Here is a 14,549-nt window from a genome sequence, read left to right as displayed (position 1 = left end):
GAAAATTATTGGAAGGGCGATCATGAAAAAAGCAACTCGTGGAGTTGCTTTGTATCATGTTACTTGGTACTTGTTTCATACGTTTCTACCAACCTTACAAATTCGGCTCTGTAGCCTTCTTCATCTTTGCCTTTTCCTTGTTTTGCAAGGTTTACAATTTCAGTAAGGTTTTTGTTGGAAATTAAATTGGATTGTCTCAAAACCAAACCAAACCACGAAACTGCACTTGCAAATTTAAAATCAGCTGACGTTTGAGAATTCGTTGCATTTTGTTTTTTAATTGGATGAACGATTTCTTTACTCGCGTCTTCATCAGGTTTTTTGTATCTGAATTTCACTGTTGCCAATTCATCACTTCCGCTTGTTTGAGTAGAATTTTGAGAATATTTCAACGGAATATTTTTAGGTGAAAAATCGGAAGCAATTCCTGTTGGGATAATCTCGTAAATTGCTGTTACCGTATGTCCAATTCCTAATTCGCCCGCATCAATTTTATCGTTAACGAAATCTTCATTTCTCAATTTTCGGTTTTCGTAACCGATCAAACGATAGGATTGAACGTATTTAGGATTGAATTCTATTTGAATTTTCACATCTTTCGCAATCGCGTACATACTTCCAGCGAATTCTTTTCCTAAAAACTTATTCGATTCTTGAAGATTATCAATGTAAGCATAATTTCCATTTCCTTTGTTAGCCAACAACTCGAGACGATTGTCCTTATAATTGCCCATTCCAAAACCTAAACAAGTCAGAAAAATTCCAGATTTTCTTTTTTCCGCAATTAAGTCTTCCAACTTATTATTATCGCTAATTCCTACGTTAAAATCACCATCCGTAGCCAAAATCACCCGATTATTTCCGCCTTTGATGAAGTTTTCATTGGCTAATTTATACGCTGTTTCAATTCCTTCTGCTCCAGCAGTGCTTCCACCAGCACCTAGTTTATCAATTGCTTCGAGAATAATTTCTTTTTTAGCAGCCGAAGTTGGTTGCAAAACAACACCCGCACTTCCGGCATACGTTACAACAGTCACTTTATCTTGTGCACGAAGTTTATCTAATAAAATTCGGAATGAGGACTTCAATAACGGCAATTTATTAGCAGAATTCATCGAGCCTGAAACATCAATTAAAAAAACCAAATTCGAAGCTGGAAGTTTAGATTCGTCCAAAGTCATTCCTTGCAAACCTATTTTCAAAAGTTGATGCTTCGGATTCCATGGATTTGCTCCGTATTCTGTATTAATCGAGAACGGATCATTGTTTTTGGGTAGAGGATAATCGTATTTGAAATAATTGATCATTTCCTCAATTCGCACCGCATTTTTATCCACTTTCTGGCCATTGTTGATCATTCTTCTAATGTTAGAATACGCAGCTTTATCAACATCAATTGAAAACGTGGAAAGTGGTTCATTTTTCACCGATTCAAACTGGTTTTCTTGCCATTGATCATACTCCTCATTATCTTGTTCTACAGGAGTCTGAACTCTTTTTAAGCTTTGAATATCTTTTTCCTTCAACTTTCTTCCTTCAATAACGATAACTCCATTCAAAGCTTTAGAACCATACAAAGCAGTCGCTGCTTCCGCTTTTAAAACGTGAACTTTTTTAACTTTGGACTGATCTATTTTACTTAGATCCAAATCTTCATAAGGAACTCCATTAATCACATACAAAGGTTGATTCATCGGATTTGAAGTTGCATTCTGAACTTCAGAAAGTACTAATTCATTACTTTTACTTCTAGTCTTTCCTTTTGCTCCGTATCCTAAAACAACTACTTCATCAATATTTTTTGATTCTGATGCCATAGGCATTGTCGCTGCACCACGAATACGTACTGAACTATTTTGAGGAGCAACCGTAACTCCTTGTACAGAACCACTAAGCGAGTTAATAACTGAAGTCGAAGCCACATAACTTTCTTTTTTTGCCACTTTATATCCTGCAATTTGTACCGCGTCAATCTCATTTTGCGGAAACGTATTAGCAGAAGTATGCGGCGGAGGCGGAGGTGGCGCAACATAATCTGCATTTACACCAGTATGCACTTCATAAACAGGCGCTACATCAGGAGCAATCGCAGGTGTTGGTCTTGTTGATTGATAAGCGATGATTTCGTTTGGCTTCGCTTGATATTCTTCATACTTCTTTTTCAAACTATCTTCCTCTTCCGTCGTTACAACATCTTCTGTTGAAGGTTGAGAAACACTTGTCTTATTAGTCGCAACGTTGCTTTGAACGATTGGATTGGCATCATTTGTAAAATACCAAACACCAAAAGTAAATGCTAAACCAGCCGCAATTCCGTAAGGGAGAAAAGGAAGTATGGATTTCTTCTTTTCTTTGGCGTCTAGTTTATTCTCCACCTTCGTCCACACTTTTTCAAAAGAAGGAAAGTTGGTGTTTTCTTCCGCGATTTTACCTGCTTCGTTGAACATTTTATCAATATCTTGATTTTCCATTTTTTAAACCTTTAGTCGTTAAACATTTTGAAACTTGAGCATTTCTTGCAATTTTTTTCTTGCAAAACTTACCTGAGATTTAGACGTTCCTTCCGTGATAGAAAGCATTTGTGCAATTTCTTTGTGAGGATAACCCTCCACCGCAAAAAGATTAAAAATCGTTCGGCAACCTTCAGGAAGAAAGTTTAGTAAGGATAAAATTTCTTTTTCGTGCGTTGGGATAATCTCTTCTTGTGGAATTTCCATATAGGAATCGTCCAAAGAAATGGAAAACACTTGCTTTTTACGAAGTTTCTGTAGGCTTTCGTTTACCACAATTTTCTTTGCCCAAGCTTCAAAAACTTGAACATTTTGAAGTTGATCGAGCTTCGTGAAAATAATGTAAAACGAATCGGCTAGAACTTCTTCGGCATCTTCATCGTTTTTCAGATAACGCTTGCATGTTGCGTACAACTTTGCTGCGTACATCTCGTAAAGTTTCCGTTGCGCATTACGGTCTTTATTTTTGCATCTATTGAATAAGTCGTATTCCATAGTGGTGATTTTTTAATATAGATGCAATAAGGTTTAATAGGGTTGTAAAATGTTGAACTAAAAATAAAATAATTATTGGGAAAACATATGTTATAAAAATTAATACGTAACAATATAAAGCAATACCGCTCCAAAAGTAACTCTAAAAAGCAATTTAGAAAAATAAAAAAACTCCTCAAGAAAAATCTTGAGGAGTTTATATTTTGAAGTGATACTTTATTAAATCAATGGATAATTTTGTGGATTAACCTCGTTAAATAACGCATACACTTTTTCTACAATATCATCTACAGACGGCTTGGAGAAGTAATCACCATCCGAACCATACGCTGGTCGGTGATCATTCGCCGCGATTGTCAACGGAGCCGAATCTAAATATCTAAATGCTTTTTGCTTTTCTAAAATCTGTTGAACGATAAACGCGGATGTTCCACCTTCTACATCTTCATCGATTACAATAAGACGATTGGTTTTTTTCAAACTTTCAGAAATTTCATGCGAAATATCAAATGGAATTAACGATTGAACATCAATTACTTCGATGTTAACTCCCAGTTTCGCCAACACTTCAGCGGCTTCCATCACAATTCTCCAAGTAGAACCATAGGTAACAACGGTTGCATCACTACCTGATCTAGTTACTTCAATTTTTCCAACTGGAACGGTGAATTCACCTATATTATCGGGTTGCGTTTCTTTCAAACGGTATCCATTCAAACATTCTACAATAACAGCAGGTTCATCCGTTTTCAACATCGTGTTATAGAATCCAGCTGCTTTTGTAAGGTTTCTTGGAACCAAAATATTAATTCCTTTCGCCAAGTTTAAAATCCCAGCCATCGGTGATCCTGAATGCCAAATTCCTTCCAAACGATGTCCACGAGTTCTGATGATTACAGGTGCTTTTTGACCACCTTTAGTACGATATTGCAACGTCGCCAAATCATCACTCATTCCTTGTAAACAATACAAAATATAATCTAAATACTGAATTTCAGCAATTGGACGAAGTCCTCTCATCGCCAATCCAATACCTTGACCTAAAATCGTTGCTTCACGAATTCCAGTATCGGCAATTCGAGTTGCTCCATATTTTAATTGAAGTCCTTCTAAACCTTGGTTTACGTCTCCAATATTTCCAGCATCTTCTCCAAAAACTAAGGTTTCAGGATATTTTTCGAAGATTTTATCAAAGTTATTTCGCACCACAACTCTACCATCTACTTCTTGAGATTCTGACGAGAAAACAGGAGCAATTTCTTCCACATTCGTCGCTTTCCATTGCGATTGCGAATATAAATGGGATGAATAATTATCTTTTTCAATTTCTGAAAGTTGCTCTAAAACCGCTTTCAATTTTGTTCTCGTTTCTGAAGGTGTACTTTGCGTAAAAATTAAAGCTTGACGCCCAACATGGAACAAATCTTTTTTACCAACTGAAACGATTTTATTGAATTTATCTAAATACGATTTTACTTCTGTATTCTGTTCAGCTAATGCTTGAACGTGCGGTAAAATCTCATTTTTTATCGAACTAATTGCATTTTGAAATGCTTCCCACGATCTTTTTTGACCGTCTTTCGTTGCTTTTTTCGCTTCCGCATCAATAGCATTTAATTCTTCTTCTGTCGCAAGAGTTTCCGTTTTCCCGTCGATTTCCACAGAATAATTTAAAATCCATTCTTTAAATTTCACCAAACCATCGTGTTCTGATTCCCAAACCAAACGCTCTTCCGATTTATATCTTTCATGTGAACCAGAAGTGGAATGTCCTTGCGGCTGAGTCACTTCAATTACGTGAACCACAACCGGAATTCCTTGCTCTCTTGAAAATTGCTCTGCTTTTGCATATGCATCTAATAAAGCAGGATAATCCCAAGCTTTCACTTGGATAATCTCGCATCCTTGATTTTCGTCTTCTTTTCTTTGGAAACCCGAAAGCATCTCTGAAATATCTGCTTTCGCTCTTTGATTTTGAGTAGGAACCGAAATTCCATAGCCATCATCCCAAATCGAAACAATCATCGGAACTTGCAATGCACATGCGGCATTCAATGTTTCCCAGAAGTGACCTTCTGCCGTAGAAGCATCACCAATTGTTCCAAAAGCTACTTCACGTCCTCCATTCGAAAATTTTTCAGAACCTGGAAATGAAACTTCTTTGAACACTTTGGATGCTTGAGCCAATCCTAGCAAACGTGGCATTTGTCCTGCAGTAGGCGAAATATCACTTGAAATATTTTTAATCTGCGTAAGATCTTTCCAACTTCCATCTTCATTCAAACTTCGTGTACCGTAATGCCCATTCATTTGGCGACCTGCTGTAGCTGGCTCACGCTCTACATTTGTATCTGCATATAATTGCGCGAAAAAGCTTTCCACCGTTAATGCCTCAATTGCCATTGCAAAAGTTTGATCACGATAATATCCTGAACGCCAGTCTCCATTTCTAAAGACTTTGGACATTGCAATCTGAGGAAGTTCTTTACCATCACCAAAAATTCCGAATTTTGCCTTACCCGTAAGCACTTCTCGCCTACCTAAGTATGACATTTCTCGGGAAATTCTCCCAAGACGGTAATCATCAAGTATATTTTTTTTGAAATCTTCGAATGAGATTTGTTGTGTTTCTAAATATGTTTCTTCCATGCTAAAACAGGATTTTTACAAATATAATAAAATTAACCAATTTGAAAAGTTTAATTTATAAATATCATAAATAATTCAATATTATTTTAATAATTCAATAAAAACACATTTAAACTTAGATTTACTCAAAAAGCAATGTAAAACATTTAAAATTTAATAAAGAATTTGGCTTGATCAAAATAGAAAATGGACATTCAAAATTGAATGAAAAACAATTTAAATAAAATAAAATACGAATAATGAAATTTAAAAATAGACTTTACACTCATAAATGAGTAAAAAATAAGCCTTAGAACTTACGTTCGATGACATAATCAAGCATTAAGTGTAACGCTTGTTTGGCTTCGGAATCAGGAAATTCGTTCAGAATACTCTTTGCTTTTGTATGAAAATCGTTCATGACGCCTATCGCATACTCCAATCCACCAGACGATTTTACGAATTCGATTAACTCTTTAACACGTTTTTTATCGTTGTTATACCGCTTTACCGTGTTGAAATAATATGCGCGATCTTTCTCCGAAGCGATTTTTAACGTATGAATCAATGGAAGCGTCATTTTCTGCTCCTTAATGTCGATTCCTACTGGTTTCCCAATCACATTAGAACTCAAATAATCAAACAAATCATCTTTAATTTGGAAAGCCATTCCTGTGTACGTTCCGAAATCCATCATTTTCTTCGCCATCGCTTCATCAACGTTGTTCGAAAGAACGCCGATTTCGCAACAAGCAGCGATTAACGTCGCTGTTTTTTGACGAATAATTTCATAATAAACATCTTCAGTAATGTCCAATTTACGGGCTTTTTCCAATTGCAAAAGCTCTCCTTCTGACATTTCACGAATCGTTCTTGCAATCACCGAAAGAAGATCATAATCTTTGTTATCAGTGGAAAGTAAAACCGATTTTGCTAAAAGATAATCGCCAACTAGAACGGCAATTTTGTTTTTCCAAAGCGCATTGATAGAAAAAAAATTACGCCTCTTGAAACTTTCATCCACAACATCATCATGAACCAAAGTCGCCGTGTGAATCAACTCAATCATAGACGCACCACGAAAGGTTTTTTCATTGACATCGCCCACCAATTTAGCACAAAGAAATACAAACATGGGGCGCATTTGCTTCCCTTTTGTCGTCACAATAAAACGCGTAACCTTATCTAATAAAGCCACGTTACTTTTCATCGATTCATAAAACTTTTGCTCGAAAAGTTTCATCTCCGAATTGATAGGACGTTTTATTTCTTCTACGATGTTTGCCACGAAATAAGGGAACTAAGTGTTGAAAAATCGGACAAATATAGTTTTTAATTTGCAGAAATTAAAGCCGAAATGATTTTTGTATTGGATAAATTACTAATTTTGAAAGACAACAAAAACAAATGCCATGAAAAAATAGTATTTCCTTTGCTGCTTCTACCAATACGCAATCTATTCTTTAATCAAAATAGTAAAAATCTTCTAAAATTTTTCATTTCTAGTGAAAGTGGATTTTCAGGAAAGAAAATGGGAGATTACAAAAAGACAATCAAATAGATACAGGTTGAATAATTGATTTTTTTTAACACTGCTGTAGGAATTAAGCTCCTTTTAATTTCTTAAAGATGAATCCTATTTCTGCAGCTGTGTTATTTTTTTAATATGTGATGCGGAATGAAATACAATTTTGATGGAACCGTTTTCATAGGAAAAATAAAACGTTCTGCACTGATAAATACCCCTTTCTCGTTTACTGCAATTCCTTCTACTTGACCTACTTTCAATGCATTTCCAAGTTTAATTTTTCGGAATTTTGAAGACAACCAATTTCCAAGTTCATCTACATTAAAAATCGCTAAAAACACTTTCAATGTTTTGGTATATCCCACAACAAAAAGTTGATTTTCATAGAAATACGAATCCGTTGCCGAAAACTGAATCGGTGCACTTTCTTTTTTTTCTAAACTTTGATTTTCAATTGAATTTAGAGCCAATTCATATCTAGAAATGTTTTTCGAAGCCCATTCCTTAGTGAAAATTTGGATTTTCTGATTGTGATAAACCATGGCTTCAACATCAAAATCGGTGTTCAAATTTTTAGGCGTAAAATCAGTCTGATTTTGAAACTGAAATGGAAACTCTTGTACAGAATTTAAATCTAAGTTTTGATTTTGAACTGGAATCTTGAATACTTTCAAATCTTTTCGAGTCCCTAAATTATTTCCAAAATCTCCTATATAAATTGAAGTCGAATCGGCCGAAATAGCTTCCCAATCGATATTTCGGAGTTTGGTTTGATACACTTTTTCAATTTTTCCGTTTTTCGTATTCAATTGAAAAATCTCAGAAGAATTCCCCGAATCATTGATGGTTATTAAGTTTCCTTGAAAAAAAGTTAATCCCGAATTTTCATTCAACGAATCTGATAATTGCGTAATCTGATATTTCTTTAAAGGAATTCGCTTTGCTTGAGCCGAGACTAGTGAAAAGCTAACGACAAACACAAAAAGAAATGTTTGTACAATTTGATTTCTATATGAAAACGTTCCGTTCAAGTTGTAAAATTAAGCATCAGCCGTTTTATTAGCAAGCTGTCCGCAAGCTGCATCAATGTCACCACCGCGACTTTTACGAACCATAATCGTAACGCCTGCTTTTTCCAATTCGCGAACGTACTTCTCTTCTGCAGCAATACTTCGATGATCAAATTTTCCTTCTCCAATCGGATTGTATTGAATTAAATTCACTTTTGAAGGAACTTGACGACAATATCGAATTAAAGCCTTAATATCTTCATCACCATCGTTAATCCCTTTCCAAACGCAATATTCAAACGTAATCACAGAACCTGTTTTTTCATACCAATATTGCAACGCTTCCATAATTTCAGTTAATGGAAACTTTTCTGAAAAAGGCATAATCTCATTTCGTTTATGCTCAATTGCAGAATGTAGAGACAAAGCTAATTTCACCTTCAACTCTTCATCAGCCAGCATTTTAATCATTTTCGGAATTCCCGATGTAGAAACGGTAATTCGGCGTGCTGCCATTCCTAAGCCTTCTGGTTTGGTAATTTTCCGAATGGCTTCTACAACATTTTTGTAGTTCATCATCGGCTCACCCATTCCCATAAAAACGATGTTTGATAACGGTCTATCAAAATACAATTTACTTTGACGATCGATTAAAGCCACTTGATCAACGATTTCGGCAACTTCAAGATTTCGCATACGTTTTAGCTTCGCCGTTGCGCAGAATTCACAATTCAAAGAACATCCAACTTGCGACGAAACACAAGCCGTAGTACGTGTTTCTGTAGGAATCAGAACCGATTCCACTAAAAGACCATCATGCAATTTTACCCCATTTTTAATTGTTCCATCCGTTGATTTTTGTAATAAATCAACCGCAATTGGGTTAATGACAAAATCTGCTGAAAGATGTTCTCTAAGGCTTTTTGAAAGATTCGTCATTTCGTCAAATGAATGCATATTTTTGCTCCACAACCAATCGTAAACTTGTTTGGCGCGAAAAGCTTTTTCACCCACAGAAACAAAATAATCTTTTAGTTGATCTAATGATAAAGTACGAATATCCCTCAAAACAATAGTAATTTAAGTTGCAAAGATACGGCTTTTCCAAATTTTGGAAACCGCTCTTATTTTAAAGTTTTAGCACAAAAAAGCACGAAAAATTTCGTGCTTTTTTTTATTTGATTTTCTAAATGAATTAGATGATTAACATCGCATCACCATACGAATAGAATCTGTATTTTTCTTTGATTGCTTCCTCATACGCATGCATTAAGAAATCCTTTCCTGCAAACGCTGCAATCATCATCATTAATGTTGATTTTGGTGTATGGAAGTTAGTAATCATCGTATTTGCAACCCCGAAATCATGTGGAGGATAAATGAATTTATTCGTCCAACCATGATACGGACCAATTTTCTTGTTTGAAGAAACAGAAGTTTCCAAAGCACGCATCGTTGTTGTTCCAACGGCACAAATTCTTCTATTTTCTTCAACTGCTTTATTGATAATATCAACATTTAGTTGATCGATAATCGCTTCTTCACTTTCCATTTTATGTTTTGAAAGATCTTCAACCTCGATTGGGTTAAACGTACCCAAACCAACGTGAAGTGTAATTTCAGCGAAATCAATTCCTTTAATTTCCAAACGTTTCATTAAATGCTTAGAGAAATGCAAACCTGCTGTAGGAGCTGCAACAGCACCTTCATTTTTCGCATAGATTGTTTGATAACGTTCCGCATCTTCTGCTTCAACCTCTCTCTTAATGTATTTCGGAAGTGGAGTTTCTCCTAATTCTTTTAATTTCGAACGAAATTCATCGTAAGGCCCGTCAAAAAGGAAACGCAACGTACGACCTCTAGACGTTGTATTGTCAATAACTTCTGCTACTAAAGATTCGTCTTCCGTAAAGAAAAGTTTGTTACCAATTCTAATTTTTCTTGCAGGATCTACTAACACGTCCCACACACGAGTTTCTTTATCTAACTCTCTTAATAAGAAAACCTCGATTTTTGCACCAGTCTTTTCTTTATTCCCATACAAACGAGCAGGAAACACTTTGGTGTTGTTGAAAATCATTAAGTCACCTTCATCAAAATAATCGATCACATCTTTGAAAAGTTTATGCTCAATTGTTTCGTCTTTACGGTTTAAAACCATTAAACGAGATTCATCTCTGTTTGGTGCTGGATACTCTGCCAATAGTTCTTCTGGCAAATTAAAATTGAAATCTGAAGTTTTCATAAAATTTACGGATTTTATAAGTTAAAAAATAAGCTTTAGTAGCCTAAAATTCGAGATTGCAAATATACAACATAAAAAGGCCTTTGTCAAGTTTTAAATAAAAAGAAAAATTATCTACAAAACACGTATTTTAAAGTCAAAATTATTAGATTTGTAAAACAAAAAACCAAATCATTTGATTTATGAAAAATATTAGCAGACGAAATTTCATTAGGACAGCAAGTGCCGCTGGCCTTGGAGCAGCCTTAATGCCGAATACGTTATTTGGCTTCAATTATAACTTTAATCCTTCCAAAAAAGTTAGAATTGGAATGATTGGTGTCGGTATGAGAGGACAAAGTAACTTGAGTATTTTAGCAAAAAGAGACGATGTAGAAATTGTTGCAATGGCGGATCCAGACCCAAGAATGATGAAGTCTGCTCAAAATATTTTAACTAAAAATAAAAAAGCAACGGCCAAGGAATTCGGAAATGGCGACCACGATTATAGAAACCTTCTGAAACTTGCGAATGTAGATGCGGTAATAATTTCAACACCGTGGGAATGGCATAAAATCCAAGGTTTGGAGGCCATGAAAGCGAAAAAAATCGTTGGAATGGAAGTTGGAGGAGCCTTAACGGTTGACGAATGTTGGGATTATGTAAAAGCATCCGAACAAACAGGAATGCCTGTATTTGCTATGGAAAACGTATGCTACAGACGCGACGTTATGGCTATTTTAAATATGGTCCGTAAAGGTATGTTTGGTGAAATTATCCACGGACAAGGTGGTTATATGCATGATTTACGTGGAGTTTTATTCAACGATGGGGTTACACCATATAATTCAGGAGCTGAGTTTGGAGAAAAAGGATTCAGTGAAGCTAAATGGAGAACCGATCATTATGTAAAACGTAATGGTGAGTTGTATCCTACTCACGGTTTAGGTCCAGTGGCGATGACTATGGATATCAACCGTGGTAATAGATTATTACGTCTTTCTTCATTTTCATCCAAAGCGAGAGGCTTGCATGAATACATCGTTAATCATGAGAAAGGAGGTGCAAACCACCCTAATGCAAAAGTAAAATTCAAGCAAGGCGATATTGTTACAACACAAATTGCATGTGAAAATGGAGAAACAATCTTATTAACTCACGATACAAGTTTACAAAGACCGTATAACTTAGGCTTCAAAGTTCAAGGAACAAAAGGACTTTGGGAAGATTTCGGTTCAGGTGGATTTGATCAAGGATTCATTTATTTTGAAAATCTAATGAAACACTCTCATCAGTGGGATAACACGAAAAAATGGATGGAAGAATACGATCATCCAATGTGGAAAAAATACGAATCTTTAGCTGCAGGTTCTGGCCACGGTGGTATGGACTGGTTCTTAATTAATACTTTTGTGGAATGTATTAAGCGTAATGTGGAATTCCCAATGGATGTTTATGACTTGGCAACGTGGTATGCAATCACTCCATTAAGTGAGCAATCTATTGCGAAAAATGGACAAGTTGTGGATATCCCAGATTTCACAAAAGGAAAATATAAGAACAGAAAACCCGTTTTTGGATTAAATGACGAATACTAAAAAAACGATGGTCATCATGGCAGGTGGCCTAGGAAGCAGATATAAAGGACTAAAGCAAATTGACGGAATCCTTCCCAATAATTCGACAATTCTTGAATACTCAATGTATGACGGAATACGAAATGGATTCAACAAGTTTGTTTTTATCATCAACAAACATATTCCGGAAACTTTCATTGAGAAAGTTTCTGGAATTCTTGACAATTTAAAATACGAATATCACTGGATTGTTCAAGATTTGGACAAGTTTGTGACCATCCCAAGTTTACTAGAGAATAGAGAAAAACCTTGGGGAACTGGTCATGCCGTTTTATGTACAAAAGAAGTTGTCAAAGAACCTTTCATTGTTATCAATGCCGATGATTTCTATGGGGAAGATGCCTATCAAAAGGCATCAACATTAATTGATAAAGAAATTTCGGAAACAAAATATGCGTTAATTCCATTTTCTCTGGAAAATACATTGAGTAAAAACGGTAGCGTTTCTCGTGGTTTATGTCAATTTGATGCATCAGGAAAGCTTGATGATATCGAGGAAATTACCGATATTTTAGCTGAAAATGATGAAATCTTTTTCTTAAAAAATGAAGAAAGACATGTTCTTCCTGCTCAGTCACTAGTTTCGATGAATTTTTGGATTTTTCATCCTTCTATTTTTCCTTATTTAGAAGCTGGATTTCAGAAGTTTCTAGAAAATTCACCCGCAATAAAGGCGGAATTTTTCTTACCAAGTTTGGTAGATGAATTGGTAAAAGCAGGAAAAGTTGAAGTACAATCTTCGGCGACAAATGCACTTTGGAAAGGCGTAACCTACCCTGAAGACAAGATAGAATTGCAAGAATTCTTAACTATTCAGACTCAAGCAAATCATTATCCAGAATATTTATGGAGCTAAACCAAATTGTTCAACAATACCTTGGTATTGGCGATTTTCAATCTTCAGAAATTGTAAGTGGATTGATTAACACCACACTACTTATTGAAAAAAATGGAGAAAAATACATTCTTCAAAAAATAAATCATGGCGTATTTTTAGAACCAGAAGCCTTAGTAAATAATCATTTGCAAATTAATTTGGTTCTAAAAAATGCCGATTATCAAAGAGAAATCATCGATATTATTCCGACTTTGGAAGGCGGTTTACTATTGAAAGATTCCCAAGAACATTTTTGGAGAATGACGCGTTTTGTAGAGAATGCAAAAACTTTTCTTAAAGTTCCCAATAAGGAAATCGCTTTGGAAGCAGCCATTTGTTTAAGTGAGTTTTATCGTATTATCAACGAAAAACAATTATTGATTCAAGATCCGCTTCCTGGATTTATCAACTTCAAAAAACGGACAGACGATTTTATTTCAGCTTTAGAAAATGCTTCGGAAGAACGTAAAATAAAAGCTTCAGAAGAAATTAAAGCCATAAATGATCAACTTCAGCTTCCTGAAAAATGGTTGCAACTTTTGGAGGAAGAAAAACTTCCAAAACGAATTATTCATGCTGATCCAAAAATCAGTAATATCTTGTTTGACTGCAATGAAAAAGCTACCGCAGTCATTGATTTGGACACCATCATGGAAGACAGTATTTTATATGATTTCGGGGATATGGTTCGTTCGTATTGCAACAAAACAGATGAGGACGATGCTACGTTACAAGAAAATTTCGATGGTGAAATTTATAAAGTTATTAAACAAGGTTTCTTATCGAAATTAGAAGATTTATTAACGGATTCCGAAAAAGAAAATCTAGATTACGCCGCTCAGGTGGTGATATATATTCAAGCGGTTCGTTTCCTTTCCGATTATTTAAACAACGACAGTTACTACCACACAAATTATCCAGATCATAATTTGGATCGAACTAAAAATCAACTTCAATTATTGAAAAACCTACAGGATTACCAAAATACAGTTCCTGTATAATTGGGTTTTTCTGGAATAGTTACAACCAAGGTCGCATTTTTATCCTGCACTAATTTGTAGTGCATGGTATCTTCTTTAGAACCTACTTTTAATGTGGCTTCCTTAACTTTAAAATTGTCTTTTGGTTGGAGCTCTTTCCAATTTTCATAAGGATGAATGCCAATAAGTTGAAAAGCTTTAAAATAGTTTCGATCCGTGGGCTCGGTCACTAAATCATAGGTTCTTAGTTTTTTCTTTTTCTTCGAATTCGAGAAAACTAAAAAATCATATCCGGATTCTTTTTTAGAAAATGTAAAATCCATGTTTTTCGCTTTTGTATTAATAACATTCTGCGAATTCTTATAGTTTAATTTAAACGTCGTTTGTCCGTTTTCTGTAAGCTGTTCGACGTCATATTCATGAATTTTTTTATTATTTATATCTACTAATCGTCCTATTAATTTTTTGTAAGGAGCGTTATAAACCAATAGAAAATAATTAGGATCTTGGCTTAAATACACCACTCTTTCTTCAACCCCACTTTTCTTATTACAACAGGTCCATTGGTATTTTGCGAGATAATCAAAAGTAACGGTTTGTCCAAAATATAAACTTGAACAAAGTAAAAAAGCTGAAGCAAGGATAGAATTTATTCTCATG

At 35.1% G+C, this 14,549-nt stretch carries 11 protein-coding genes; 3 read left to right on the top strand and 8 right to left on the bottom strand.

Annotated elements, in window-relative coordinates; genetic code table 11:
• Nucleotides 1–59: 59 nt before the first annotated feature.
• The 7 genes from AC5XHR_RS00420 to queA form a co-directional block, all read right to left on the bottom strand.
• On the bottom strand, nt 60–2,471 hold the full coding sequence (locus tag AC5XHR_RS00420) for a vWA domain-containing protein (protein WP_495948793.1): 2,412 nt from the start codon (nt 2,469–2,471) through the stop codon (nt 60–62).
• Between the two features lie 18 nt (nt 2,472–2,489).
• Entirely contained in the window at nt 2,490–3,005 is a 516-nt protein-coding gene (locus tag AC5XHR_RS00415; protein WP_495948792.1) for an RNA polymerase sigma factor, read from the bottom strand.
• Between the two features lie 219 nt (nt 3,006–3,224).
• Nucleotides 3,225–5,654 (bottom strand): alpha-ketoacid dehydrogenase subunit alpha/beta, encoded by a 2,430-nt coding sequence (locus AC5XHR_RS00410; protein ID WP_495948791.1) that lies wholly within the window; start codon nt 5,652–5,654, stop codon nt 3,225–3,227.
• A 289-nt stretch (nt 5,655–5,943) separates the two neighbouring features.
• A complete protein-coding gene (locus AC5XHR_RS00405; protein WP_495948790.1) occupies nt 5,944–6,921 on the bottom strand; it encodes a polyprenyl synthetase family protein in 978 nt (325 codons plus the stop codon).
• Between the two features lie 365 nt (nt 6,922–7,286).
• Complete coding sequence (locus AC5XHR_RS00400; RefSeq protein ID WP_495948789.1) at nt 7,287–8,192, bottom strand: hypothetical protein; 906 nt, start codon at nt 8,190–8,192, stop codon at nt 7,287–7,289.
• A gap of 9 nt (nt 8,193–8,201) precedes the next feature.
• The gene (gene rlmN / locus AC5XHR_RS00395) at nt 8,202–9,239 is read right to left on the bottom strand and encodes a dual-specificity RNA methyltransferase RlmN (protein ID WP_495948788.1); all 1,038 of its coding nucleotides are present in this window, start codon (nt 9,237–9,239) and stop codon (nt 8,202–8,204) included.
• Between the two features lie 127 nt (nt 9,240–9,366).
• Nucleotides 9,367–10,416, bottom strand: a complete 1,050-nt coding sequence (queA, locus tag AC5XHR_RS00390) for a tRNA preQ1(34) S-adenosylmethionine ribosyltransferase-isomerase QueA (RefSeq protein ID WP_495948787.1) — start codon at nt 10,414–10,416, stop codon at nt 9,367–9,369.
• A 182-nt stretch (nt 10,417–10,598) separates the two neighbouring features.
• On the opposite strand from queA, the gene AC5XHR_RS00385 reads away from it, so the two are divergent.
• From AC5XHR_RS00385 to AC5XHR_RS00375, 3 genes are read left to right on the top strand one after another with little or no spacing between them, the layout of a single operon-like run.
• Complete coding sequence (locus tag AC5XHR_RS00385) at nt 10,599–11,993, top strand: Gfo/Idh/MocA family protein (protein WP_495948786.1); 1,395 nt, start codon at nt 10,599–10,601, stop codon at nt 11,991–11,993.
• Nucleotides 11,980–12,888, top strand: a complete 909-nt coding sequence (locus AC5XHR_RS00380; RefSeq protein ID WP_495948785.1) for a nucleotidyltransferase family protein — start codon at nt 11,980–11,982, stop codon at nt 12,886–12,888. Before AC5XHR_RS00385 ends, AC5XHR_RS00380 begins: the two co-directional genes overlap by 14 nt.
• Nucleotides 12,879–13,910 carry a phosphotransferase enzyme family protein gene (locus AC5XHR_RS00375; RefSeq protein WP_495948784.1) on the top strand — a complete coding sequence of 344 codons (1,032 nt, stop codon included), beginning with the start codon at nt 12,879–12,881 and terminating at the stop codon, nt 13,908–13,910. Before AC5XHR_RS00380 ends, AC5XHR_RS00375 begins: the two co-directional genes overlap by 10 nt.
• On the opposite strand, the gene AC5XHR_RS00370 is transcribed toward AC5XHR_RS00375, so the two are convergent.
• The gene (locus AC5XHR_RS00370; RefSeq protein ID WP_495948783.1) at nt 13,886–14,548 is read right to left on the bottom strand and encodes a hypothetical protein; all 663 of its coding nucleotides are present in this window, start codon (nt 14,546–14,548) and stop codon (nt 13,886–13,888) included. The genes AC5XHR_RS00375 and AC5XHR_RS00370 overlap by 25 nt on opposite strands.
• Nucleotide 14,549 lies beyond the last annotated feature (1 nt).

Source organism: Kaistella sp. CFF1-2, assembly GCF_059509915.1.
Note: the sequence above shows the minus strand (reverse complement) of the source record. Positions and strands in the feature narration are given on the sequence as shown.